The organism is Bordetella sp. 02P26C-1 (assembly GCF_009763255.1).
Taxonomy (GTDB): Bacteria; Pseudomonadota; Gammaproteobacteria; order Burkholderiales; family Burkholderiaceae_B; genus Bordetella_A.
Genome location: NZ_WSJB01000010.1, coordinates 164658 through 187574, shown reverse-complemented (window position 1 = coordinate 187574; position 22917 = coordinate 164658). Strand labels below are relative to the sequence as shown.

The 22917-nt window shown below is 58.3% G+C and carries 28 protein-coding genes and 1 tRNA gene; 10 read left to right on the top strand and 19 right to left on the bottom strand.

Annotation, left to right across the window (positions count from 1 at the left end):
* Nucleotides 1-7 precede the first annotated feature (7 nt).
* The 17 genes from sctS to GOQ28_RS06505 form a co-directional block, all read right to left on the bottom strand.
* On the bottom strand, nt 8-271 hold the full coding sequence (gene sctS, locus GOQ28_RS06585; protein ID WP_160348942.1) for a type III secretion system export apparatus subunit SctS: 264 nt from the start codon (nt 269-271) through the stop codon (nt 8-10).
* Nucleotides 272-289: 18 nt separating this feature from the next.
* The gene (gene sctR, locus GOQ28_RS06580) at nt 290-964 is read right to left on the bottom strand and encodes a type III secretion system export apparatus subunit SctR (protein ID WP_160348943.1); all 675 of its coding nucleotides are present in this window, start codon (nt 962-964) and stop codon (nt 290-292) included.
* Nucleotides 961-2130: a type III secretion system cytoplasmic ring protein SctQ gene (gene sctQ, locus GOQ28_RS06575; protein ID WP_160355879.1), complete on the bottom strand. Its 1170-nt coding sequence runs from the start codon at nt 2128-2130 to the stop codon at nt 961-963. The genes sctR and sctQ overlap by 4 nt, the downstream gene beginning before the upstream one ends.
* Nucleotides 2130-2768, bottom strand: a complete 639-nt coding sequence (locus tag GOQ28_RS06570; RefSeq protein WP_160348945.1) for a hypothetical protein — start codon at nt 2766-2768, stop codon at nt 2130-2132. Before GOQ28_RS06570 ends, sctQ begins: the two co-directional genes overlap by 1 nt.
* Nucleotides 2765-3259, bottom strand: coding sequence for a type III secretion system stalk subunit SctO (gene sctO / locus GOQ28_RS06565; RefSeq protein ID WP_160355878.1), 495 nt, complete (start codon nt 3257-3259; stop codon nt 2765-2767). The genes GOQ28_RS06570 and sctO overlap by 4 nt, the downstream gene beginning before the upstream one ends.
* Nucleotides 3260-3261: 2 nt before the next feature.
* Complete coding sequence (sctN, locus tag GOQ28_RS06560; protein ID WP_160348947.1) at nt 3262-4593, bottom strand: type III secretion system ATPase SctN; 1332 nt, start codon at nt 4591-4593, stop codon at nt 3262-3264.
* 27 nt (nt 4594-4620) lie between these two features.
* Nucleotides 4621-5259, bottom strand: coding sequence for an HrpE/YscL family type III secretion apparatus protein (locus GOQ28_RS06555; protein WP_160355877.1), 639 nt, complete (start codon nt 5257-5259; stop codon nt 4621-4623).
* Nucleotides 5229-5879: a SctK family type III secretion system sorting platform protein gene (locus GOQ28_RS06550; RefSeq protein ID WP_160355876.1), complete on the bottom strand. Its 651-nt coding sequence runs from the start codon at nt 5877-5879 to the stop codon at nt 5229-5231. The genes GOQ28_RS06555 and GOQ28_RS06550 overlap by 31 nt, the downstream gene beginning before the upstream one ends.
* Nucleotides 5876-6709 carry a type III secretion system inner membrane ring lipoprotein SctJ gene (gene sctJ / locus GOQ28_RS06545; protein WP_160355944.1) on the bottom strand — a complete coding sequence of 278 codons (834 nt, stop codon included), beginning with the start codon at nt 6707-6709 and terminating at the stop codon, nt 5876-5878. Before sctJ ends, GOQ28_RS06550 begins: the two co-directional genes overlap by 4 nt.
* 29 nt (nt 6710-6738) lie before the next feature.
* Nucleotides 6739-7179 carry a type III secretion system inner rod subunit SctI gene (sctI, locus tag GOQ28_RS06540; RefSeq protein WP_160355875.1) on the bottom strand — a complete coding sequence of 147 codons (441 nt, stop codon included), beginning with the start codon at nt 7177-7179 and terminating at the stop codon, nt 6739-6741.
* Nucleotides 7176-7610, bottom strand: coding sequence for a hypothetical protein (locus GOQ28_RS06535; RefSeq protein ID WP_160355874.1), 435 nt, complete (start codon nt 7608-7610; stop codon nt 7176-7178). Before GOQ28_RS06535 ends, sctI begins: the two co-directional genes overlap by 4 nt.
* Before the next feature lie 18 nt (nt 7611-7628).
* Complete coding sequence (locus GOQ28_RS06530; protein WP_236844248.1) at nt 7629-8099, bottom strand: tetratricopeptide repeat protein; 471 nt, start codon at nt 8097-8099, stop codon at nt 7629-7631.
* 19 nt (nt 8100-8118) lie between these two features.
* Nucleotides 8119-9348, bottom strand: a complete 1230-nt coding sequence (gene sctE / locus GOQ28_RS06525) for a type III secretion system translocon subunit SctE (protein ID WP_160355873.1) — start codon at nt 9346-9348, stop codon at nt 8119-8121.
* 14 nt (nt 9349-9362) lie between these two features.
* The gene (gene sctB / locus GOQ28_RS06520) at nt 9363-10115 is read right to left on the bottom strand and encodes a type III secretion system translocon subunit SctB (protein WP_160355872.1); all 753 of its coding nucleotides are present in this window, start codon (nt 10113-10115) and stop codon (nt 9363-9365) included.
* A complete protein-coding gene (locus tag GOQ28_RS06515) occupies nt 10102-10611 on the bottom strand; it encodes a SycD/LcrH family type III secretion system chaperone (RefSeq protein WP_160348954.1) in 510 nt (169 codons plus the stop codon). Before GOQ28_RS06515 ends, sctB begins: the two co-directional genes overlap by 14 nt.
* Before the next feature lie 24 nt (nt 10612-10635).
* The gene (locus GOQ28_RS06510) at nt 10636-10935 is read right to left on the bottom strand and encodes a hypothetical protein (RefSeq protein ID WP_160355871.1); all 300 of its coding nucleotides are present in this window, start codon (nt 10933-10935) and stop codon (nt 10636-10638) included.
* Nucleotides 10936-11056: 121 nt separating this feature from the next.
* Nucleotides 11057-11605, bottom strand: coding sequence for a hypothetical protein (locus GOQ28_RS06505; RefSeq protein WP_160355870.1), 549 nt, complete (start codon nt 11603-11605; stop codon nt 11057-11059).
* Nucleotides 11606-11909: 304 nt separating this feature from the next.
* Here GOQ28_RS06505 and GOQ28_RS06500 point away from each other — a divergent pair, with 304 nt between their 5' ends.
* From GOQ28_RS06500 to GOQ28_RS06465, 7 genes are all read left to right on the top strand, one after another.
* Nucleotides 11910-12908, top strand: a complete 999-nt coding sequence (locus tag GOQ28_RS06500) for a TyeA family type III secretion system gatekeeper subunit (protein ID WP_160355869.1) — start codon at nt 11910-11912, stop codon at nt 12906-12908.
* Complete coding sequence (locus GOQ28_RS06495) at nt 12908-13288, top strand: hypothetical protein (protein WP_160348958.1); 381 nt, start codon at nt 12908-12910, stop codon at nt 13286-13288. Before GOQ28_RS06500 ends, GOQ28_RS06495 begins: the two co-directional genes overlap by 1 nt.
* 17 nt (nt 13289-13305) lie before the next feature.
* Nucleotides 13306-13704, top strand: a complete 399-nt coding sequence (locus GOQ28_RS06490; protein WP_160355868.1) for a hypothetical protein — start codon at nt 13306-13308, stop codon at nt 13702-13704.
* Nucleotides 13705-13711: 7 nt separating this feature from the next.
* Complete coding sequence (locus tag GOQ28_RS06485; protein ID WP_160355867.1) at nt 13712-14098, top strand: tetratricopeptide repeat protein; 387 nt, start codon at nt 13712-13714, stop codon at nt 14096-14098.
* A 9-nt stretch (nt 14099-14107) separates the two neighbouring features.
* Nucleotides 14108-16204 (top strand): type III secretion system export apparatus subunit SctV, encoded by a 2097-nt coding sequence (sctV, locus tag GOQ28_RS06480; protein ID WP_160355866.1) that lies wholly within the window; start codon nt 14108-14110, stop codon nt 16202-16204.
* Between the two features lie 28 nt (nt 16205-16232).
* A complete protein-coding gene (gene sctD, locus GOQ28_RS06475; RefSeq protein ID WP_160355865.1) occupies nt 16233-17534 on the top strand; it encodes a type III secretion system inner membrane ring subunit SctD in 1302 nt (433 codons plus the stop codon).
* A gap of 323 nt (nt 17535-17857) precedes the next feature.
* Complete coding sequence (locus GOQ28_RS06465; RefSeq protein WP_160348964.1) at nt 17858-18115, top strand: EscF/YscF/HrpA family type III secretion system needle major subunit; 258 nt, start codon at nt 17858-17860, stop codon at nt 18113-18115.
* A gap of 30 nt (nt 18116-18145) precedes the next feature.
* Here the strand turns inward: GOQ28_RS06465 and GOQ28_RS18790 are convergent, their stop codons facing one another.
* Nucleotides 18146-18586, bottom strand: a complete 441-nt coding sequence (locus GOQ28_RS18790) for a type III secretion system chaperone (protein WP_160355863.1) — start codon at nt 18584-18586, stop codon at nt 18146-18148.
* Nucleotides 18587-19111: 525 nt separating this feature from the next.
* Here GOQ28_RS18790 and GOQ28_RS06455 point away from each other — a divergent pair.
* Nucleotides 19112-19576 carry a type III secretion system chaperone gene (locus GOQ28_RS06455; protein WP_160355862.1) on the top strand — a complete coding sequence of 155 codons (465 nt, stop codon included), beginning with the start codon at nt 19112-19114 and terminating at the stop codon, nt 19574-19576.
* A 78-nt stretch (nt 19577-19654) separates the two neighbouring features.
* Nucleotides 19655-21472 (top strand): hypothetical protein, encoded by a 1818-nt coding sequence (locus GOQ28_RS06450; protein ID WP_160355861.1) that lies wholly within the window; start codon nt 19655-19657, stop codon nt 21470-21472.
* A gap of 255 nt (nt 21473-21727) precedes the next feature.
* Here the strand turns inward: GOQ28_RS06450 and GOQ28_RS06445 are convergent.
* Nucleotides 21728-21802: transfer RNA gene (locus GOQ28_RS06445), tRNA-Arg, on the bottom strand.
* A gap of 210 nt (nt 21803-22012) precedes the next feature.
* On the opposite strand from GOQ28_RS06445, the gene GOQ28_RS06440 reads away from it, so the two are divergent.
* Nucleotides 22013-22915: a c-type cytochrome gene (locus GOQ28_RS06440; RefSeq protein WP_160355860.1), complete on the top strand. Its 903-nt coding sequence runs from the start codon at nt 22013-22015 to the stop codon at nt 22913-22915.
* Nucleotides 22916-22917 lie beyond the last annotated feature (2 nt).

Genomic DNA, 22917 nt, shown 5'->3' with positions numbered 1-22917 from the left:
GCACCTGTCAGAGCCGATGAAACACATCGAACACGGAAATCGTGAAGTTATAGAGTTCGCCGCTTAGCCAGCGCGCAGTAAAAAGTATCGTCACGAATACGGCGATCAGCTTCACCGCGAACGACAGGGTCTGCTCCTGAATCTGCGTTAACGCCTGAAATAATGAAAAAAGCGTACCCACAATGGCGGCCACGGCGATGGGTGGCATAGAGAGCCACAACACAAGATAAAGGGTCTGTGTCATGTACGAAACGATGTCTACGGTTTCCATATTTGTGCAACCGTCCGCTTAGCGATAAGACAAGACCAAGCCCTGAATGAGCCGCGTCCAACCGTCCACCATGACAAACAAAAATAGCTTCAACGGCATCGAGATAGTGACTGGCGAAACCATCATCATGCCCATCGCCAGCAAAATATTGGAAACGATGAGATCGATCACAATAAAGGGCAGATAAAGCAAAAATCCCAGCTGAAATGCCGCCGTCAGTTCCGACACCAGGAACGCCGGCACCAATACAAACAGGTTGTTTTCTTTTAAGCCTTCCGCCCGGTCCGTGCCCCACAGGCGTTGTGCGGTGCGCATGAAAAAGTCACGCTGCTCGGGCTTGCTATTGCGTAGCATGAAATCCTGCATCGGCACTACACCTGCCTCTAGTGCCTGCAAGATTCCGATCAACTGCTTATGCTGCGCTTCTTCGGACGGCTCATGCGTGGCACGACTCGCCAAGGGATCGCGCATCGCCGTGTTGACCTCGTGGATCACGGGCGCCATCACATACGCCGACAAGACCAGAGCAAGGCCGTATAACGCCATATTGGGCGGTACTTGCTGCACTCCCAACGCGTTGCGCACCAATGACAAGACAATCGCGATTTTCAAGAACGACGTGGTCATCACCGCGGTCAGCGGGACCAGCGCGAGCAGCGCCAGGACGATTGCGAGGCTGATCGGATCGCTCATACTTCGGACTCGCCGAGCGCGCGCAATGTCACGCCCACACGACCATCGATGTCCACGATATCGCCCGTCGCGAACAAGCGCCCGTTAGCCCGCACCATCACGGGCCCACCTGTCAATGGCCGAGTTAGGTCGAACACCTCGCCCGGCTGCAGATGGCGCAGCTCGCCCAACGTCACCTGACGCTCACCCAGAGAGAAGGACAGCACGACAGGGACCCCATCAACGTCAAAGCTGGCGTCGGCCTTGGCCTCGGCCGGTGGCTCATCATCCAGAAAGTCGTCGGCGTCGAATCCCCGCGAATTACCCAATAAATCATTCATCATGGAAGTCCAACCTTGCGTGACACAATAAGAATCCCCTTGAGGCCGAAGGCGTATACCTTGCCCATTGGCGAGCAGCCATAGTTCGCCATCCGAGGTCACCCGGTAATCATCGATAAAGACGGTGTCCTGAGGACGCAGGCTCTCCAAGTCCGATAACGCCAATTCGGTGCGTCCGATGTCCGCGTAGACCGTAATCGGAATGTCGTCTTCCGCCAGACCGTTACGCGCGGCCGGCGCGCGTTTAAGCAGGTTCGCAAGCAGCAATAAGCCCAAGGTATCGGCCTCGAGCAAAGCGAAGGCAAGCTGCCCGGAGGCCCCGTGCCGTGCCGTCAATGTCCATTGATGCGCAAGCGGCACGTCCTCCGGGTCGCCCTCCAACACGCGAGGCCGTCCGCAAGTCGCCGCCGCATCCAACGCCGAGAAAATGTAGTCGAGTAAAGTTTCGACCGCCGTGGCCAACAGCGGATCGCCAATCTCGTCCAGGGCGATCGCGGGCAGGCTGGCATTGAGCCAAGCAGTAATCGTTGTATTCGATAGCGCCAGACGCAGGCGCCCCCCCGCCCATTCCAGATCGCGTCGGATAGGGCACAGCTCGGCGAGAGAATCCGCCCATCCCGACGTGAATCCTAACGTCCAGGGATCCCGGACACGCGGGTCGTCCAACGCCTCATGCACGTCCTCCATGTCGTCAGTCGGACGCAGTCGACCCATCGCATCCGCGGGCGGGATATTGATCTGCAGGGCGGTGCCATGCCGCGCGATTAAGCTATGCGCCTGTGATTCCGTCAGGCTCATACGCGGCAAAATGGCGGGAGAGAACTTCAACACGGTGTTGTCTGTCATCACGTTCGCTGCCCCTGCGCTTTACTCACAGGCGGGGCGCCTGCAGGGCTGGCTTGCGTAGGCGAGCCATCTATATGAAAGGGGTCTGGGTCTTCGGGGTCTTCGCTGCGGACACATACGCGGGTATCGCGATTGAGCTGATTCGCCAGCTCCGTGCTCAAGCGCGGAGCGATCTCGCGTAAACAGGCGCGCGAGGGTTCCGCGCTGCACATGAAATCCACATTGACCCGGCCCTCATCCTCATGAATCGACAACATCACGCCTGGCAACACATGCTCGGCCAGACGCACGCTGACGCGACGGTCCGCGATATTGTCATCAGAGACGTACACCTCGCGCACAATTTCACGCACGATGTCTGGCACGGCTTGAGCGGGAATCGGGAGACTGTCGGATGCGGTATTCGTGTGCATTTTGGGAAAGAGGTCAAACGGACTGGGACGTCGTGAGCCGTCATCGTCCGAGGATGCCTCGTCGTCGTCGTGCTTGAAGGGTTGAGCGAGCTTCTGTTCGAATGCGCCGGCATCGGCTTCGAGCTGCTGCGTGCTCCATGCATCCGGGCGATCCAGGTCCGTCGAACGACGGCGTAGTTCAAAGAGCGCGTGCAGCACACCCTGCGGTCGGTCTACTTTGATCATGCTTCGTCCCCGTTGTCATCGGAATCCGGACGCTCCCACAGCAACGAGGCCACCTCTTCGAGCGCTCCGTCTTCCTTGCGGCTCTCTTGCTGTGCCATCTCGTCCCAGTGCGACTGCGCCAGTTCAAGAAACTTCCCCGTCATGCGCACCGTCTGGACATGTTCCTCCCGACGTTCGCCCAGGGTGACGATCTCCTGTTCCAAGGTCTCGCGGGCGGCCTCCAATGCGCTGGCATATTGGCTTTCGTCGAGTTTCATCTCGGCCACCTTGCCCAGGACGTCCTGTATATCGCGGGGACGCACGATGCGTTCACACAGTTCGCGAAACAGCGCGCGTTCGTGTTCCTGGGCCCAGTCCTGATACTTCGCCAGGCTGACACGAGCCGTTTCCACTTTGTCTTCGGCCTCTGCCCGGCGCTGCCGCTGACGCAGCAGCGCCAGCTCGGCTTGCTGCTCGCGAAAGCGTTTGATGGCAAGCATTTCGTCGAACATCTTTAAGCGACCTCCGTGATGGCTTGCATGGTGGAGACGGCTTCCTCCAGCGACGATCGCTCATCGGTGCGTTGTCGCAAGAAGTCGAGAATCGTGCCGTTTTTGTCGATGGCTTCGTCGGTTGTCGCATCACCGCCGCGTTTGTATTCCCCAATTTTTACGAGCAGTTCCACTTCCTGATACTTGGCCATCAGCTCGCGCATTCTGCCCGCGGCGCGTTTGTGGGTGTCGGTGACGACGGCGTTCATGACGCGACTGGTTGAAGCAAGGATGTCGATGGCCGGATAGTGATTGGCGGCCGCCAGCTTGCGCGACAGCACGACGTGACCGTCGAGGATGGAGCGGGTTTCATCGGCCACGGGCTCGGTCATATCGTCGCCTTCGACCAGCACGGTATAGAGCGCGGTGATGGAGCCGTGTTCGTTCATTCCGACGCGCTCCATGAGCTTGGGTAAGGTGGCGAATACCGAGGGGGGGTAGCCACGACGTGTCGGAGGTTCACCGGCCGCCAGGCCGATTTCGCGTTGCGCGCGCGCAAAGCGCGTGACGGAATCCATCAGGAACAGCACCCGCATGCCCTGATCGCGGAAGTACTCGGCTATCGCCGTTGCGACATAGGCCGCCTTGGCACGCTCCATTGACGATTTGTCGCTGGTGGCGCAAACAATGACGCTTTTGCGGCGTCCCTCCAGGCCGAGCTCATGTTCAAGAAACTCCCTGACCTCGCGCCCGCGTTCGCCGATCAATGCGACGACAGTCACATCGACGGCGGCGCCTTTGACTAGCATGCCCATCAGCGTGGATTTCCCGCCACCCGCCGCCGCGAAAATGCCCAACCGTTGACCTTCCCCACAAGTCAGCAGGGCGTCCAGTGCCCGTACGCCGAGTTCCAACGGGCGTTCGATGATGCGCCGCTTCAAGGGGTCGGGGGCATCCGCGTAAACGGGATAGAACTTGCTCGCTTCCAATGGCCCGAACTCGGCTTCGTCCAACGGCCGGCCTAGGCCATCCAGGACACGGCCAAGCAACCCGGGGCCTACTGGAACCATATGGGTGCGCCCGGTGGGAATCACCTCGGTCGCCGTCGAAATGCCAAACATATCGCCGATAGGCGTCAAGAGCGCGGCATCGCGCGACAGCCCCACGACCTCGCCCTTCATCTCGAAATCGTCCCCGGGATTGCGCAGAAGGCACACCTCTCCGACTTTCACCGCGGGAACGACGGCCTTGATGATCGTGCCCGTCACTTGCGTGACGCGTCCCTTGATACGCAACGTCGGCGCATCGTGTAGGGCCAAGCTCATCATCTCGCTGATGTAATCCAGTTGCCGCACAACGTTATCCTCGATAGTCCCGGCGCACTACACCCGGCTGCCCAACGTGCGTTGAAAAGAACGACGCAATGCCTCGATCTGCCCGTCCAGACTGGCCTCCACCATCCCGATCTCGCTCTCCAGAATGCAGGCGCCGTGCGCGAGACGGGCATCCCCGATGATGTCGAGGTAGCCCACCCCGGGGTACGCGGCCAGCAACTCGTTGACGCGCTCGCGCACCACGTCGACCTCGTCGGGGTGCAGGCGCAGCGTCATGTGCTTCTGATTGCGCACGACCGCCAGCGCGTTTCTCACGACTGTCACGACGGTTTCTCGACTATCGAACCCGTCCACGACTTTGCGTACCGCCTGCATCACGAGTTCGACCATCTTGTTTTCGACGCCGGCGAAGTAATCCACCGTGCGGCCAACGGTCTCGATCATCTTCTCGGCCTGATCCAGTAGCGCCGCCTCGCGTCCATCGGCATACCCTCTTTCACGCTCGGCGTCATAGGCCGCCTGCGCGCCAGCCACAATCGCATCGGCCTGCGCTTGTGCGTTTTCCAGAAGCGCCTGGGCATCCGCCCAAGCCACGCGTTCGCTGCCGCGCAGCACGCGGACGGCGGGATCAATCGACGGCGCTACCGGCGGCAGCGTCAAAGGATCTCGGGGAACCAGGAACACCATGTTTGATCCATATCTTTCAATACCGCTATACAAAGCGGCCAGGCCTGTCCCGCGGTTAAAGGTGAATCGCTCGCGCGTATATCCAGGGGCAGCTTGAGTTCGAACCGACGCAATAGCGCGGGCTCGGCCATGCTCGCGCTCGCCAGCAAAATGCTCTGGCCTAACCGCTCGACTTCCTCGACAGTGCCCGGCAGCACGAATTCACTCGGCGTTGGCAGATACTGGACATACCGGACGCCATCGCGCCGCGCGAACGCCAAAAGGTCCTTTCCAAGACGCAACTCCAATGCGCGCAACGCATCGCCATCGATGGTCTGCCGCAATGTTGCGCCACACAACACCATCGCTATGCGTCGCGCCAATTGCGCCAGTGCGTCTTCGCGCAACAAGGCCAGCACCAGCTCCCGATGCGCCCCGTGATCAACGGGATCAACATCCAGCTCGCGCAATATGCTGCGCGACCAATGACGGTGCCAAGACGCGCGCCAAGCGGGCGCATCCACCAGTGCGCGCCCGACGCCGGGCGGCGCGAACGCGTCATGCCGGCTGCGATGCAAGGTGCGGCTCGGTAGGAAATTGAATTCCAGCATCCGAGAGGACAACCAGCGATCAGGCGTCATGACGCGCCGTTATTCGCAAGGGGCTGCTCGGAACGATTCGCTGGCGTGGCAGCCCGAGCCAATGCTTTCTTCTTGGTCGGCCAACCCGTTTTCCAAAGCAAGTACCCCACCAGACTAGCCAGCGTCACGATGAGCAGCATCAGCAGCGATACGCCAGCCGCCAGGGGACCCACCGATTCGTCTGCCACTTCCAGCCCGAGTATTCGCCGCACCGCCGCAGCGCTGGCGGGATTGGAATGCAACGGCTGCGCGGCGACCAGGGCCACCGAAACACGGTCCTCCGTCAGCCCGGGAATGGAGTGTGTCACGAGCTTACGAATTTGCGGCTGCAACGCGTCGAGGTTGTAACCGAGCTGATGCTTGATAAACACCGCCGCGGTCGAAGGCGTCGCCGCTTCGCCCACGTTGCCGCGCTCAGGCAGCACCACGTGGACGCGTGCCGTGACCACGCCATCGAGCTGTGTCAACGTGCCGGCGAGCTCCTGAGACAGCGCATAGATATAACGCGCCCTTTCCTCTAGCGGCGACGATACCAGCCCTTCTTTACGGAAGATCTGGCCCATGCCGTCAAAGCGGTCACGGGGCAAGCCACGGCTACGCATGATGTCAAGCGCGCGAGCGACATCTCGACCATCCACCGCCACCGACACGCCGGCTTTGCTAACGGACTTGGTCGCGTCGATACCCGAGTCCAACAACACCGAAAGCACTTCATTGGCCTCGCTCTCGCTCGTCGTGGAGAAAAGCTCGAGCCGCGATCCACAGGCGGTGAGCATCACCAGCATTCCGAACACCGCCGTACGCATCAACGTGCCAAACATCCGATGCATCCCTGGACACCAAGCGATCGTCGTGTGCATCAAGACATCCTGACCAGCGTATCGATATTCTGGGTACTGCGCGAAATCGCCTTTCCTACCAGTTCATACTGCACGGAGGCTTGGAGTAGCTCGGATTGCACCTTGAGCATATTGGCAGCGGAAGGGTGACGCGCCACCTGTTCCAATCCTATCGCCATGTCCTTCCAGCGTTGCGTGTAACCCGAAGAGGCCGATTGCAGACCTGCCAGAATCTGATGGCCGAGTCCTTGCCCTTGCAATGCGGAGGAAGCTGCCGTGCTTATCATTGCGCCAGCTGGCGTAGCAGTCGTGGCAACGGCATGTACGGGTGCGGAGCTCATCATGGCGTTGAAGCGTTCAGTCACCAGCTCGGATGGGGCCGACGAGGGCGATACAGACGCCACAGCGTTCGTGCCCTGTGACGATACGACTGCGTGAGCAAGACTACTGATATCCATCATTTAGTTCCTTCGCTAAGGCCTAACAAGGATCGCGCCAGCGTGGTGCCGGGTCCCGATCCATCCACAAGCTGTTCTAGCAGGGCTCTGGCCCTGGCGGCGTGCCCGGACACCTGCAGGGTCAACCCCCACCAGGCTTGAAGTAAATTCGCCTCTTCCTCATCCGCCATCTTGGGCATCTGCTGTTCGAGAAATTTCGCTGCTTCGTCGGCGCGGCCCACATAAAGACGCGCCAGCGCTTTACCCACCCAGGGGTACGCCCTGCCCGGGCGCACGCGGGCAAGGCCATCGAACACGGCATCGGCGTTCACCACGTCGCCCTGATAGGCCGCGATGAACCCGATCTCCGTGAGCAGTCTGGCGTCTTCCGCCTCGAGCACGAACGCCAATTCCGCAGGACCCGCTGAAGCAATAACCGGCTGGGCATCGATCACGCGGGTCTCCCGTAAGCCTTAAGCGCCCGCATGAGCTTCGATACGATCCATCATGCCGCGCACCTTCTCTTCCAGACCGGCGTCGCCAGCGGCGCGGGCTTCTTCCAGCAGATCGTTCAACGCGAGGCGGGCGGCCTCGGGACGTCCCGCGCTCACATGGCATTGCGCGATGCGTTGTACGGCCTCATGCGCGTCGGGATACAGCACGGCGCACAGGGAATACATGCCGATAGCCTCATCCAGATGATTGAGCATCTGCAGACTGAGCGCGAGACCATACAAATACTGGCGCTTCGTCGGCCCGTACTGTGCCAGGAAGGCCAGCAGCGGCAAGGCCTGACCGTATTGCCCTTGAGCCAGATGCGCGTAAGCCAGGGCGTAGATGGTTTCGAGCTGTTCGCGCGTGAAGCGTTTGGAGGAAGGCAGCTCTTCTAAGCCTTCGTATAACGCTTGGGCGGGTGCGGAACGTTGCATTGCGGTATTGCTCATGATTTACCCCTTTACGTGGTCAGGCGGTTTCACGCCGGCCGATGTTGTTGCTGATTTGAGAGAGGTTGTCGAATACGCCTCTGAGAACATCGGATGCAGACTGCATACCGTCCTGCACGGTTTGCAGCAGGAAACGCAACATCTCCTGGTCGTTTTTCATTTGTCGCTGATCGCCGAGATTCTCAGCCTTGAGCTCAGCAACATCAGCGCGGATGTAATCCCCATCTCGTCTGATAAATGCGGTATTAATGGAGAACCCGCCCTCAACGCCTTGCGCTATTGCGCCCACACCCCTAACCAGCATATTAGCGATTCGTGGTATCCCCTCCAGAAGCTTCTGCGCTCCGGCCGCGCCCACCGACGCGACGCACGCAACGGTTACTACGACAGCCGCTAAAGCGCTAGCTAACGCAGCGACCAATTGAGTCGTTTCGGGACTCAGGTCAAGTGCCTTGCAGACACGAGCCGCTATCTCTCCGGCATACTGGGGTTCTAGCAAAATCAACACGGGCGCTGCGAGGTCCAGTAAAGCGTCGCTGACGCTTTTCGCTTTATCCGAATCCATACCGAAAGCCTCCAGCACACCAATAGTCAACTTGCTGAGCGCGCCGCTTAAACTCACCCCGCCTCCGCCGAGCTCCCGGGAAACCTGATCGGCCAGTGACAACGTCGCTGAGACTAAAGAAACGACAGACGCCACCAGCAAAGGCGTTGCCGCACCGGCCGTAGCAACCGTAGCCACCACCGCTACTGCCGCGCCAACGAATGCGGCGATCTTTCCTATCCAACCGAAAATCTTGCCGCGACGCGAACTCTTTGCCTCTTCAGCGGCCTTTGCCTGCGCCTCCTGTTGTTTAGCAAGCAGAGACACAAAGTTTCGGTCCTGCTTTTCTTTCGTCACCGCCACATTCGCCTTTACGAGTTCCGTACTCTCATTGGCCGAGTCCGCCATCATGACCGAAAGGCGCGTATAGACGTCGATGGGCGACATGCCGCCTTGAGGCACATACAGCGACGGTGCACGTCGGGCGTTGGTGACCCCGTCGTCGAACGCCGTGCCTGCGGACTGGAACGGAGGGGCCTCGGAAAGCCCTGTCTGATCGCCTAAGAAACGGGCATTGGACTGCGCCGAGAACGGACCGCGTGTGCTGTCGCGTTGGGCTACTCCGTCTGATAGCGTACCGTTCACGTCGCTGGATGGTATTTCCGCGATAATCCCGGGTAACGGGGAAGATGATTGGATGCTCATGTCAGCGCTCCCGATCAAACGTTACGGGCGATACCGCGCGCAGTATCCTGACGCGAGGATTCGATTGACCGCAGCTTCTCGAGTGCGTCACGAACCATCTGAAGCATCTGGTCCATGGTCTCATTGGCCTCGTTGCCCATCTGCCCGCGCCGCGTGGCTGCTGCATCCAACTCAGCTCTGTGTGCTTCGGACTCACCCGCAGCGCTGTTAAGTACTTCTTGGCCGAATTTCCCCACACCGCCAAGAGTTTGCGCGATTGCACTGCCCTTGTGTGCCTCGGGAGACTTCTCGTCGAACTTCGCGTATTTGAGAGAGACCAGTGCCCCCGCAATCTGGAAGGCCCCCCCCACTATCGCGCCAATGAGACGTTCCTGTGCACCCTCACGAATCTGAGCGGCGGCCGCGACTTGCAGTTCGGATTGAACGCGGTAATCCGCCTCTCTAAGTTCGCGCGAAGAGTTCCGTTGTTCCTGCGCCGTCTGCGCGATTAGCTGCATCAATGCATAAAGATCCGTGGTGGCCTGTTGCGCAGTGACCAAGACCAAGGCGCGGCTCATTGAATCCACGGCGGCTTGCAAGTCCTTGGGCGGAACAGGCGCGGTCAGCGTATCGTCGACATCCACCCCAGGCAATCGATCCGGGAACATACCGGGATCAAAGACGGGGGTCGCGTTGTGGCCAACCTTGTCTCCGTTGATGGATTTGCCGGACACATCGTTATAGTGGTCCAGCGTGGTGGGGCTGTAATTAGTATTAATGGTGTTCATGAGTAGCTCCTTCTGCAGCGCCCGTATTCTGTAGTTCGTCCAATAACATTTGGGCGCGGTTACGCAGTGAGGTTTGGTGTTCAGGGCATATATCTAGGACTAATTCAAGCGACTCGCGCGCCTCATCGACATGGGAAGTTGCAATCAGGCACTGCGCCGCGTGGAAGATGGGTAGCGGGTCGTCGTCTAGCCCCATCGCTGCCGCCATATAGTGCTGCAAGGCTTCGGTGTACTTACCCAACATCTGGCACGCGCCGCCCAAGGCAAACAGGTACCGCGGTTCCAGATGGTTTCGGATAACGAGCAACGAGAAAACCTTAAAGGCCTCAACGTAGCGACCTTGTTCGTACATACCGTGACCCACGGCATATATCGCCTCGTTTTCCTCGGCCTGCGACTCGCTGGTAAAGGCCGCGCCTGATCGCAGTAACTTCACGACAGACTGACCCAAATCAGCCACTTCGTCATCGACGCTGTGCATACTTGTATCGGACATGAGGGACACCTTCAGGTATCTTGATTACACCGTCGAACGCGGAAGCTTTTTACCGCCTGCGTGGGCCGCCGGATCCAGGCCGAGCTCTCGGCGGTTCTGCGCGACTTCCCGCTCGACCTCTCGATTGAGCTCGGCGTACATCTGCGCTGCCTCTTGAGACATTTCGTCAGTCATTAATGCGGGCAGTGCCGCACGGAATTTCTCCGGATCAATACCTTGCTCGCGCAGGAAAACATCGACATTTTTTATGGCTTCGCGCGCCTGCTGCAACAAGGCTTCCGATTGGCGCTGGACGTCTGCCTGACGGTTGGTCGTGACTGTCATAGATTGCCTTTACTGAGGGTCAGTGCGCATAAGTGACATCGGCACGTCGGGAGTTCCCTGCGTCCCAATTTTTTCGCTGTGAGCGACAACGTCACATCCGCGCACTCGGTCGTGATACGGATTAGAGGTTTCTGATGATCGAGGCGATGGTGTCCAGGGCCTTCTTCAGCGTATTGCTCAGCAGCTCAAAGATCTGATTGCGTTTGCTGAACACCGACTGCAGGTTGAACATTTCGTTTTGCTGAATGGTCGTATTGCTATCCATCAAGCCAGTCACCTTGGTAATCGCGGTCTCCACATTGCTGCGGGTGATCTTGCCCTCGCTTTCCAAGGTGAGCGTAATTCCCGCCGCGCTCAGCTTGCCGTTCAGTGCGTCAATGAGGTATTGATTCTTCGGCAATGCGAGTACGTCGTTACTCTGCGGATTTTCAGTCGGAAACGCCGCCAACACATCATTTAGCGCGTTCACAACCTCCCTCAGCTTTGTGGCCTGCACATTCTTCGCCTGCAGTTCGTCCATCTGGTTCTGCATACGATCGTCGACCAGACCAAGCGTTCCAAAACAGATTACGGAGAGCCGCGCATTGGGGTCCATCGATCTTCCCCCGTCATACAAGGTGCCCGTGGGGTCAATATTCGCACCAGCAGGTAGAGTTGGCATCGTGCCCATTTTCTTTCCTTTTGTTCAATGTGGGAGAAATGCTCCCAGTGGTAATTTGGTCCTACACGGCGTAAGTAACTCGTTCTGGTTTTCGGTTCCGTCGAGCAATCGGTGGAACTATTTTTTTTCCCCGGTTACTACGTAAGCCAATAAGTCTTTAGCTTGGCAAAGGTGCCTCATGCAAACACGAGATCCATTGAGTTCCCTGCGTATACCAGACCTGATGTCTGACGTTTCCCATCCGGATGCCCTAACGCGAGATGTACGCTCGCCGGCCGGAGCAAACATTGCAGCGGCGTTGCCTGAATTCTCTTTGACGGATTCAGCTGAAGAGATCACGCTGCACATGGCACATCGGATTGAAGACAAACTTCATTCCGAACGCAAGGTGCGCGGCGAAAAGCAGACGATCGGCATCGAGATTGAAACTCTGCTTTCCTACATGGATCAGGCGCGCGAAGACGACGCGCAGGCACGCCTGGAGGAACTGGCCTCTCGCATCCTTTCTGGTAATGTCGACCCGCGCACCGAAATCGCGAATTTTGCGAAACGGATGTCGGTTCAGTATCTGGCCTACCACTATGTTCTGCAGCGCGGCCGGCAGCAAAATGCGTCCGAAGAGATCTTGTCCGACTTGGGCGATGCACTCGCGGATCTGGAACAACGCGCGGGACGTTCGATCCGAGCCGACATCAACACCATCGATGCTGCGGCCTCTTACGGTAAGACAGCAAACGAAATCACGCATTTTCAGGCCGCCTATGAGAATGTCGTTCGTCTGGAAGTCGCCCAGAACCGCGTAGAGGCAGTACTGGGCGATGCGACACTGGCGAAGACGCTGTCGCTGGCCCTGCAATCGTTTGGTACTAAGCGCATTGCCGATGGCTTGAAGGCGCTGACATCCGCCCTGGGCCTGGATCTGTCTGCGACGCGTTCCTCCGTTAGTAAGCCGTGGCTACATGCTTTGCTCAGCAACATGTTCCATGTCCAGTCGGCAGTGTCGGTGCTGGAGAACTGTCGCAACCTGGGTGCGCGCCTGTCCAAAGAGGTTCAAGCCGGCTTCGACGAGGAAAAGCTCATGAAGAAAATCGTCGAGACCGTGGAATCCAGCTCGTTGTGGCCGCAGACTTTCTCCAGCATGCCGACTGAATTCGGCGTGGCCTCTCTGGCGGAAAGGCTTACGTTTCTGGACGGTGTACGAGGGATCGTGCGTGATCTGCCCGTGCAATTGTTCGTGAGCGACGACGCGCGAACAAACGTCCTGGAAGCCGTTCAGATTGCTTACGAAGAAGCCGTACAAGAAGAACTGTGATGCACGCCTGGGAAACCGCTATCCGCCAACTCGGCGACCAGTTGGGCCTGCCGCAGCTCAGGCTGGGGGTAAATGGCCGCTTCGCTTTCCCCTTGGAAGGCGGCCGACACATCGGCGCGGAGGTCCTGGGCGACGGGCTGCTGGTGTACGCCTCGGACCCCGTACCCTACGATGGAGCGCAACGGCTGATGCGAGCGTGGACACGTAGCTACGTGACACGCTTGGCCGGTCCACCGGTGCAAACCGTCCTACGCGAGCAAGACAACGAACTGCGCATGCTGGCCATCGCGAGGTTATCCGCGCGTCAGAGCTCACCGCGTTCCGTGCATGCAGCGATACGTCGCGTGTCAGAGTGGCTGGACGATATACGGCGCCCTTAATTTGATCGAGATCTACCATGACAGACCTATATACAAACGCGCTCGCGTTGGAAAGAGGAATCGAGGGCGTCACCCATCTGCGCCGCGATACGGAACACCGCGATTTCTGGCCGGAACATCAGTCGCTGCCCCCGCCTTCTCAGACGGTCAAGGCGCAGTTGTCCGAGTTGCTGGAGTCCCCCGATATAGCCTGCTACCTGAACAGCGCGCTGGAGCCCACGGTGAGCAATCCGGAGTTACTAACGCCGGCGCGCTTTCACGCCACGCTAGGCAGCGCGCTAGAACAATTGCGGGCAGAGACACGTGTCAATGCTGGCGACGCAAAACACCTGACGCGTGCCGTGCGGCTGCTTGCTGAAGAAATAGGACTGCGCGAACTAGCCCATATGTACCGTAGCTCTCTATACCAAGGCTGACACCTGCATGCCATTCACGAATGATGCTCACGAATTGCTAGGTCTGCTCGCGTACATTCATCTCGAACATCATCAGCCGGAGAAATCCGTCGTCCTGCTACAGGCCTTGCACGCAATAGGGGTTTCGACTCCGAAAGAAGAAACCATGCTTGCGTTGTCCCTGCTACAGGCCGGCAAACCCGAGGCCGCGTTGGCCCGGCTCGACCAGCTCGCGCTCAACGGCGTGTCCGACGCAGCCTGTCATCTCATCCGCTCGCAAGCGTTGCACGCCTTGGGCCGTAAGGTCGAAGCGCGAGCCGCCATGCGGGCTTATCTGCGTGCCCGCGCTGCCAGCGTAACCAGCCGCCCGGATCCGGCGTCACTCAATTTGTCTGCCCCCTCCTCCTTGGCCTAAGGCTGCTCGATGCTACAAGTCCTGAATCGCGCTGTCGCGGCCGCTACCAGCCGCAATGATATTGTCCTGGCGGTACTGATCGTCTCGATCATCTTTATGATGATCTTGCCGCTACCCACCGCGTTGGTCGATGTGCTGATCGGCACCAATATGACGATATCGGCCATCCTGCTGATGGTGGCCATGTATTTGCCTTCACCGCTGGCCTTTTCGTCGTTTCCGTCCGTCTTGTTGGTCACCACGCTGTTTCGGTTGGGCATCTCGATCGCGACGACTCGCCTGATTCTGCTGCAGGGCGACGCCGGGCACATTATCGAGACGTTCGGAAACTTCGTCGTCGGCGGCAATTTGATCGTCGGCCTGGTGGTTTTCTTGATCCTCACCATTGTGCAGTTCGTGGTGATCACCAAGGGCGCCGAGCGCGTGGCGGAAGTCGCGGCCCGGTTTTCCCTGGATGCCATGCCAGGAAAACAAATGTCCATTGATGCCGACCTACGCGCCGGCACCATCGACATGAACGAGGCGCGCCGCCGGCGTCAGCTGGTCGAAAAGGAAAGCCAACTCTATGGCGCCATGGACGGCGCCATGAAATTCGTCAAGGGCGATGCTATCGCCGGGATCATTATCGTTGCCGTGAATTTGTTGGGTGGCATACTCATTGGCACGATGCAGCGTGATCTGTCAGCGGGTGAAGCCGTCCAGGTTTATTCAATTCTCACCATCGGCGACGGTTTGATCGCGCAGATCCCAGCACTGTTCATCGCGATCTGCGCAGGCATCATCGTGACACGCGTGCAGACGGGAGACGGGCCATCGAACGTGGGCCGCGATATCGGCGCACAGGTGCTGGCACAGCCGCGCGCACTGCTGATTGCGGCGGCCATCGCGGTAGGCATGGGGTTGATCCCCGGCATGCCGTCGCTGACTTTCCTGTCATTGGCGGCAGTCGTAGGGACCATCGGGTTCGTCCTGTTACGGGGAACCCGAAAGGTGGTCGATGCGAAAACGGGCAAAATCACTGAAATCCCAGCCCTGGCCGCGGATGGCCACCCCAAGCAAAGCGGTGGCGAAGAAGAAGGCAAAGGCGAATTCGCCCCCACCCTGCCTCTCATGATCGATGTTGCTGCGTCGTTGCAAACCCACTTTAATGTGGACGAGTTAAACAGCGCGCTGCTGAAAATCCGACGCGCGCTCTATTTTGATATGGGCGTGCCGTTTCCCGGTATTCAGCTACGTTTTAATGAGTCGCTGGAGCACGAGAGCTACGACATTCTGCTTGCAGAAATACCCGTATCCCAGGGACGGCTGCGTCCGGATGCCGTACTGGCGCGAGAAACCGAAACCAATCTGCAGAACCTGCAGATCCCTTATGAAACGGACAAGAAGTTTCTGCCGAACGTAGCCACCCTATGGGTCAGCAATGCGTTGATTCCTGCCCTGAAATCCGCAAACGTCCCCTATATGGACGTCCACCAGATATTGACGTGGCACCTGGCATTCGTACTGAAGAAGTACTCGTCGGACTTCATCGGCATACAGGAAACGCGTTTCCTCTTTAACGCGATGGAAAGCCGCTTTCCGGATTTGGTCAAGGAAGCACTGCGCGTGATGCCCGTACAAAAAGTCGCGGAAATCCTGCAGCGGTTGGTATCCGAGGATATCTCTGTGCGAAACCTGCGCACCATCCTGGAGGCGCTGATCGAATGGGGCCAGAAAGAGAAGGACTCCGTGTTGTTGACGGAGTATGTACGCGTCTCGCTGAAACGCCACATCAGCTACAAGTACTCGAGCGGCCAGAATATTCTGCCGGCCTATCTCCTGGCCCCGAACGTCGAGGAGACCATCCGCGGTTCCATCCGCCAAACTTCGGCAGGCAGCTACCTGGCGCTGGATCCTGGCACGTCCAAGGCTATCGTCGAAAGTCTGGTTCGTACGGTGGGTGATTTATCGTCCCTCGCGCAAAAGCCCGTGCTGCTCACCTCGATGGATATCCGACGCTACGTGCGCAAACTGATCGAACAAGATCTCTACGACTTACCCGTATTGTCCTATCAAGAGCTCATTCCTGAAATTAACGTGCAGCCATTGGCGCGTATTGATTTGTAGTCCTCATCTTTATCGTGCCGCATAAACCATGACGCCCACCTTCGAGTTTCGCGTATTAAAAGGCCTGCATCGTGAAGCGCACTGTGCAGTCGCGGATGGCGCAACCGTAGGTGCTGATGTCAGTTGTGACCTTGTCCTGGCCGACGACGGTATTGCGCCCCATGCGGCGCAAATACGCCTGCAGCCCAACGGATGGATGCTTATAGCCGATGATGGGGAGGCTGGCGCAGCCCAGACGCTGATCCCGTGGAACCGAGCCGTGTCCCTGGGGGAGGCCTGGGTGACCGTCGCGCCCGAAGACGCCCCATGGGTATTTGTCGAAGGCAGGGAAGATCTGGACGCTCAGGACGACATGGACCGTCAATCGAACGCTGTAGCGTCCAGCGCGCCGAATGACCGCCATCAAAGGGCGATAATCCCACCGGGCCTCAAGCGAGACAGCCAGCAAGGCTGGCCGACTTTGATGGTGCTTGGCGCGATCGCCATGGTGGCTCTCGCGCTTATCGGTTGGGTCGTCGTTTCGGGAGGAGATGAGCCCGCTGACGACTCCGGGCGCTCCGCGACGTCCGAACAATCTCTAGGTCAAATTACTGCGACGTTGGAACGCCTGGGACTAGGCTCCTCGGTACATGCCACCCTGTCGAAGACGGGCACGGTGACGGTTTCCGGGTGGGTACGGGACAAACAGCAGTATGAGGCCGTAGCCTCGGCCATGTCGCAAATCTGGCCCATGCCAGCGCTACGCGTCAGCCTCGAATCCGAAGCGATTCTGACGGCGCGTGGCATCTTGCAGCGGTTCTCCGTTAAATATGATCCGCTATACCAAGGCAACGGGCGCATGGATGTGGTGGGCATCGCCTCGGATGCAAGGGAACGCGCCCTGGCACTCGACGCCGTGCGCGAACAGCTACCGGGGCTCACGGTGTTAGGCAATGGCATCGAGTTAGCCCAGGACGTGGGCGATGCGCTTGCCAAACAATTGAGCAGTATCGGCATATCGGGCGCGAAGCTAACGTGGCAGCCCGGCCACCTGGAGGTGCAGCCGCCCGAATTAGATGCCGCCCAGGATGCAGCCTTTGACAAAGTGATGGAAGCGTTCAACAAACGTTACTGGAATGTGGCACAAGCTGGCGCCGTACCGGAGGCGACAGTCGCAGACAGGGTGCCCTTCCAAATACGCAGCGTGATCGGGGGACCTCAGCCGTTTATTGTGCTCGGCGACGGAACCAAACTACTCGTTGGTGGCACATACAAGCGTTACCAGCTGATTGCTGTAGAAGATACCCGCTTGATTTTCGACGGACCTCGTCGCGCCATAGTCACTCGATAAATCTGATGCCGAATACAGCTGACTCCCCGCTATCTACCATGCGCACCGACCTAGAAGCCCGCCTTCGCGGACCAGAGGGCGCGGCATTGCGTCATACGCATTTGACGCGTCTGCATACGCTAGCGGGGCGCTTGCATACCGAATTAGGGCGGGGCCTCGGGCCCGATGCCTATGCGACCGGTCGTGCACTCGCCCATTCGATCGATGCCGCGATAACGATACTGGATAGTGTTGCCTCCGAAGTCCAACCGGAAGGAAATCATTTCCCGCCCGGTTCACTCTATTCCCCGCGTGTTAAACGCGTTTCACGTTAGGAGAACGCCATGGCCCTACCCATCACTGGAGGCCTGAATGTTAATTCGGTCAACAATACGCTCGGCAGCGCCCTGCAGACCAAAGAAGCCCAGTTTGCAAGCACCATGTCATCCATCGAAGCGCGCGGTTCCGATAGCATGACGGCAGTAGATCTGCTGCAAGTTCAGCAGCAGCTTCAGCAGATCAATATGTTTGTCGACCTGATGAGTACGATCATCAAGTCCTTCTCGGATTCGGTCAAAGGCGTCATCCAGAAATCCGGCTAGCGCTTCCCAGGGGAAGCACGTAGCGCGTTTTCAGGCGGGTTGCCTGTGTAGCAGTGCGTCCCGCCGCCTCGGCCTCGGGGCGGTCGGGACACGCGACAGCGAGACTTCCCATTTTTCCACTTCGTCGATCAGCGACTCTATCGCCGACAGAACAGTCTCTGGCGGGCAGGACCCGGCTACGCCAAGCTGAAGCAACAGTCTCCCATCAGGTGCCGTGCAAGCCACCGCTCCGCCGGCCGCTTGCATAAAATTGCTGCGCGCCATCAGCACTGCCAACTCGGGGGTCACAGTACTGGGGCCAACGGGGCAAGACAACAAAATCAGCCCACGCCGGCTCACATCGACAATTTGTAGCAGATGTCGGCCGTCTATAGCCAACTGGCACATCCCCTCGACGGTCGGCGTCAGAGAGGGAATTCCAAGCTTCTGACCTAGGTCAGAGAGTAGCTGCGTAAAGGAAAGACTTGGCACAATAAGCTCAACGTAACAGAGGTGGAAGTTAAGGGAAGCCGGGCTTCTCCAGAGCACTCGAATGCCGCTTATTCTTTCTGGAACCGCGAAAATATCACTAATATATCGCCAATGAAATTGGTAATAACATCATGTTTCGAATCTATTCGACGTTTATTCGAAATTGATGCCGATCAACTGAGGCGACGCGGCGCCACATCTTGTCGCCACAGCCTCGTCCGCGCAAGCCTTGAGCTTGACATGCGCAGGGGGCTCCCAGGGGTATCGGACTGACGGCAAGGTCTGTGCTTTCTCCCGCTTGAGTCGACGTCCTCACCGATGCGTTTCCAATCATGCGTGCCATGCAGTGCAAACGCGTTACGCCGGCCACGAGCGATGATATTTAAATTCACACTCCCACGGAACCTCCCTCTTACTGTCGTCACTAACTGGGCGGTAGCAGCACGCAACATTGTCGGGCCTCCGAATGTGCCTTAGCGATTCGGCCCTTGCACCGAAACCCAAACTTTTTCGTGTGGAGTGACCATGAAATTTGAAGAATTTCTTGTAGCCTTGAAACTAGACCAGCGCTTGGACCTGGCCGACGCCGTCAAAGCCGGGGCATGCTCTATCGAATTCGACAATCGGATCACCATCAACATTGAGTACGACAAGGTGCAAGCCGTTGCGCAGGTGTATTGCATCGCCGGACGCGCGCCAACCGTTCAACGCGACGCGTTCTTCGCGATGCTTTTACAAGCGCATATGTTCGGCACCGCGACAGATGGCTGCATGTTCGGTTTTGCACCGCAAAATGAAGAAATCATTTTGTTTAAGACGATATCGCTTGGTGAACTCGATACAGCGACGGCCATAAAACAGCTGGAGTCAGTGGTCAATCAGTCCATACGGTGGACGGCCTACCTCCCCGAGCTATTAGACGATTGGGAAAAGAAAATTGCCCATGCGGCCCTCAGCATGGCGCCCACGATGATGAACGTTCGCAACTAATGTCGTCATACCAGCGCTGAGCTGATCAGCGCAGTCCGTTGTCGGGCATACGCAGTCGCGACTACTTATTTGAAAACGATGAATATTTCGCTCACTCATTCCGCCGCCCTCGCAGTCAACGCCGCCGCCTTTGCCGTTCTCGAGTGTTCGGATCTGTTAAACAGCTTGGTTTCCCGCATCACCGGCGGCAGCATCAACCGCAATACCCTCGCCGAAAATGTGCTGCATCGTGCCACACAACTAGGCCTGGAAATGTCTCAGCACAGCGCACAAGCTGCACTTGGCATCGACGGAGAAGATTTTGTTCTCCATGCCAACAACGTGCTCTTCAGCAACGATGACACCGCTTTTTCGCAGAGCGTACAGCACCTCGTTCAATGCGCCTTGCGTGACCAGGCCAGCAATGAGGTTATCCCCGCCTCCATGCTGAACTCGGTCCCGACGTTCGCAGCCGAGCTAGCGAAAGAGTACGTAGGGAAGCAGGCTCTGCAGCAGTTTATGGGCGTATATATCAAAGAGCACGGCTGGGACGCGATCCACGCTCAAATCGAGGCCCAGGCCGGCGTGGACAAACTGGGGTCGAGCTTTAAAGACAAGCTCATCCTGGCGGGTGTCCGCACGACGTCAAGTTTCCTGCAACGCGTGCTGACCCGAGCGAGCATTGATAATCCGAGGCTCACCGCACCGGCAACACCCGAATTGAAGCTGGCTGCGGGCTGCCTGCACTCCTATCTGACCAACGAAGCAAACTGTGCGAAGGCGCTCCTGGCGTATACACCCAACAAAGCACTCATTGATGAGGAATTTCTCACGAAAGTGCTCGACCTCACCGTGGACTATGCGCAGCATCAGGCAGACTTGGCTTATCGTGATCTTGCGGGCGCGGAGGAGATGTTCCAAGGTGATGTGAAACACTTGAATACCGACGACGAATCAGCAGGTCAGGCTAGCGCGTCCGATGCAGAGATGACAGCGCGAAAGGTCGACGCATCTTTGCACGAAGTAGCCCAGGCCAAGAAAACCTACGAAGACGCTAAAAACCTGGCTGACTTGCTAAAGGTGGCGAAGGACTTACTGGTATCGAACCCGGATAAAACGAATGAAGAAAGAGTATCCGGCGCGCTAGATGCTCTGTTTAAACAAATCCCGTTGAAGCTGGATGGCTACGCCATGCTCGGATATCGTCTCGACGAGGGGTTACTCAGCTTGGGGGCGAGCATGCTGGCAGCACGGCTGCGTTCCGATAACGGCATGATCCCGGCTAACATCATTGGCACTTATGTTGCCGAGTACGGTTGGGGTAGCCTGGAAAAGTTGCTGCTCGCGCAAGTCGACAAGCCAGCGACCAATGCAAACGACGGTGTGTCGGAGGAACAAAGCTGGGTGTCGCGAGCGACGCCCCTGATCACCGTACGGTTGGCCATCGCTCATCTCAAACCTTATATCGACCAAGGTGACTTCAACAAATCGGACAATCCGGAATACGTGGCAGTGGTGCGCGGAATGCACGACAGTGCGGCTCTTCAAGCCGGCGACACCACAGCACTACGCCAGATAGTTTCCGAATATGCCTTGAGCACGGCGTACAACGCCACCACGACGGTCGGGGCTGTAGGAAACATCGCCTACAACACGGCGGGCGCCGTCGGCAATATGGCGTACAACACAGCAGGTTATGCCGCCTCTTTGGTTCAAGCGGGCGTGGCTACCGTTGGCAATCCGTTGCCCGAGGCAGGTAGCGTGGTAGAGGCATTGCGAGATCATGCCTCTAACGTCAGTATTGAAACCGCGAACTATGTGAGCAGCGCCTGGCGCGCCTTTGCGGCAACTGCAATGAGTCTGACTTCCGCCGCTGCTCCAGCTAATGCGATGCCCGTAACCGAGATATGGGCATAAGCAGCAACAGACCGGTCTCTCGGTAAGCTTGGCTGTCGCGGGGGATCGGTTAGCTTAGGCCTCGTAGTTGGTTGCCAGACCGGCGCGGGGCATCGAACATCGAGATCGTAACCACGTTCGCCCTGCTAGCCGCGGCAGACGCGCCGCGCCGCGCCGATCATCGACAAACGCTATGAGATGGTCAAACAAGCGTCGGCCAACTAGGCCGTTTTGGTCACACAAAAGTCACACGCGTGACCTAAGTGCTTGATAAATTGGCGCGCCCGACAGGAATCGAACCTGTATCAAGAGCTTCGGAAACTCTCATTCTATCCATTGAACTACGGGCGCAAAGAGGCGGTATTGTACCTAACTTTTGCCCTCTTGCGGCGTTGTATTCGCAATACCGTTGGCGTCCCCGTTTTGCCGCGCATCGCGTAATATAATCGGGCGTTTGTTGCGAGGTGGGTCCTGCTTTGCGACCATTCCTTGCGTAGTAGTTGATTCGTCGTCAGTTGCCGCCATCAGGCGCCCCGGTACCCGATTTGCAGGATATAGGATATGAGCAACGAGCAGGAACACAACGAAGAGCACGCCCCGCCAATCAAAACCCCTAAGCAGCTGATCACAACGGTCGTGCTGGCTTTTATCCTCCCCATCATCATCATTCTGTTGCTGGTCAACATGGTGGCCTCAGGCACCAAGGTCGGCGCAGGCTCTGATACGCTCACACAGGAAGCCATCGGCAAACGCATCGCGCCCGTCGCAAGCTTTGAGTTGGTTGACGCTAACGCACCCAAGGTCTTCAAGACCGGCGAACAGGTCTATCAAACCGTCTGTACGGCCTGCCACGCGGCAGGCGTGGCAGGCGCACCCAAGGTCGGTGATCAAGCCGCGTGGGCGCCCTTCATCAAGAGCGGCTTTGAATCCATGTTGAACGTCGCGATTCACGGCAAGGGCGCCATGCCACCGAAGGGCGGCAACCCCGCGCTGAGTGACTACGAAGTCGCACGCGCGGTGGTTTACATGGCGAACCAGTCGGGCGGATCGTTTGATGAACCGCCCGCGCCGGATGCGGATACACCCGCCAAGACCGAGGCCCCGCAGCCCGCGGCTAAACCCGGGCAAGATCCCGCAGCACCCGTAGCGGCTGCGCCGCCTTCGAACGCCGCGCCGGCGCCGGTGAAGGCTGACGAATCCGAGAATAAGCAAGCCGCCGTCGATCCAGCTGGCGAGAAGCTTTATAAGAGTACCTGCTTTGCCTGCCACGGCACCGGTGTGGCCGGTGCGCCGAAGTTCGGCGACAAAGCCGCCTGGGCGCCTTATATCGAAACTGGCATGGATGCCATGGTGAAGGTGGCGATTCAAGGCAAAGGCGCCATGCCGCCTAAGGGTGGCGCCACCAACGCGTCGGACGATGAGATCCGCGCCGCTGTGCAGTATATGGTGGACGCTGCGAAGTAACG

Excerpts from the sequence above, each read along its gene's own strand:
- sctS (WP_160348942.1), bottom strand. The coding sequence starts at position 271 with ATGGAAACCGTAGACATCGTTTCGTACATGACACAGACCCTTTATCTT.
- sctR (WP_160348943.1), bottom strand. The coding sequence starts at position 964 with ATGAGCGATCCGATCAGCCTCGCAATCGTCCTGGCGCTGCTCGCGCTG.
- sctQ (WP_160355879.1), bottom strand. The coding sequence starts at position 2,130 with ATGACAGACAACACCGTGTTGAAGTTCTCTCCCGCCATTTTGCCGCGT.
- GOQ28_RS06570 (WP_160348945.1), bottom strand. The coding sequence starts at position 2,768 with ATGATCAAAGTAGACCGACCGCAGGGTGTGCTGCACGCGCTCTTTGAA.
- sctO (WP_160355878.1), bottom strand. The coding sequence starts at position 3,259 with ATGTTCGACGAAATGCTTGCCATCAAACGCTTTCGCGAGCAGCAAGCC.
- GOQ28_RS06555 (WP_160355877.1), bottom strand. The coding sequence starts at position 5,259 with ATGGTGTTCCTGGTTCCCCGAGATCCTTTGACGCTGCCGCCGGTAGCG.
- GOQ28_RS06550 (WP_160355876.1), bottom strand. The coding sequence starts at position 5,879 with ATGACGCCTGATCGCTGGTTGTCCTCTCGGATGCTGGAATTCAATTTC.
- sctJ (WP_160355944.1), bottom strand. The coding sequence starts at position 6,709 with ATGCATCGGATGTTTGGCACGTTGATGCGTACGGCGGTGTTCGGAATG.
- sctI (WP_160355875.1), bottom strand. The coding sequence starts at position 7,179 with ATGATGGATATCAGTAGTCTTGCTCACGCAGTCGTATCGTCACAGGGC.
- GOQ28_RS06530 (WP_236844248.1), bottom strand. The coding sequence starts at position 8,099 with ATGAGCAATACCGCAATGCAACGTTCCGCACCCGCCCAAGCGTTATAC.
- sctE (WP_160355873.1), bottom strand. The coding sequence starts at position 9,348 with ATGAGCATCCAATCATCTTCCCCGTTACCCGGGATTATCGCGGAAATA.
- sctB (WP_160355872.1), bottom strand. The coding sequence starts at position 10,115 with ATGAACACCATTAATACTAATTACAGCCCCACCACGCTGGACCACTAT.
- GOQ28_RS06515 (WP_160348954.1), bottom strand. The coding sequence starts at position 10,611 with ATGTCCGATACAAGTATGCACAGCGTCGATGACGAAGTGGCTGATTTG.
- GOQ28_RS06510 (WP_160355871.1), bottom strand. The coding sequence starts at position 10,935 with ATGACAGTCACGACCAACCGTCAGGCAGACGTCCAGCGCCAATCGGAA.
- GOQ28_RS06505 (WP_160355870.1), bottom strand. The coding sequence starts at position 11,605 with ATGGGCACGATGCCAACTCTACCTGCTGGTGCGAATATTGACCCCACG.
- GOQ28_RS06495 (WP_160348958.1), top strand. The coding sequence starts at position 12,908 with ATGCACGCCTGGGAAACCGCTATCCGCCAACTCGGCGACCAGTTGGGC.
- GOQ28_RS06490 (WP_160355868.1), top strand. The coding sequence starts at position 13,306 with ATGACAGACCTATATACAAACGCGCTCGCGTTGGAAAGAGGAATCGAG.
- GOQ28_RS06485 (WP_160355867.1), top strand. The coding sequence starts at position 13,712 with ATGCCATTCACGAATGATGCTCACGAATTGCTAGGTCTGCTCGCGTAC.
- sctV (WP_160355866.1), top strand. The coding sequence starts at position 14,108 with ATGCTACAAGTCCTGAATCGCGCTGTCGCGGCCGCTACCAGCCGCAAT.
- sctD (WP_160355865.1), top strand. The coding sequence starts at position 16,233 with ATGACGCCCACCTTCGAGTTTCGCGTATTAAAAGGCCTGCATCGTGAA.
- GOQ28_RS06465 (WP_160348964.1), top strand. The coding sequence starts at position 17,858 with ATGGCCCTACCCATCACTGGAGGCCTGAATGTTAATTCGGTCAACAAT.
- GOQ28_RS06455 (WP_160355862.1), top strand. The coding sequence starts at position 19,112 with ATGAAATTTGAAGAATTTCTTGTAGCCTTGAAACTAGACCAGCGCTTG.
- GOQ28_RS06450 (WP_160355861.1), top strand. The coding sequence starts at position 19,655 with ATGAATATTTCGCTCACTCATTCCGCCGCCCTCGCAGTCAACGCCGCC.
- GOQ28_RS06440 (WP_160355860.1), top strand. The coding sequence starts at position 22,013 with ATGAGCAACGAGCAGGAACACAACGAAGAGCACGCCCCGCCAATCAAA.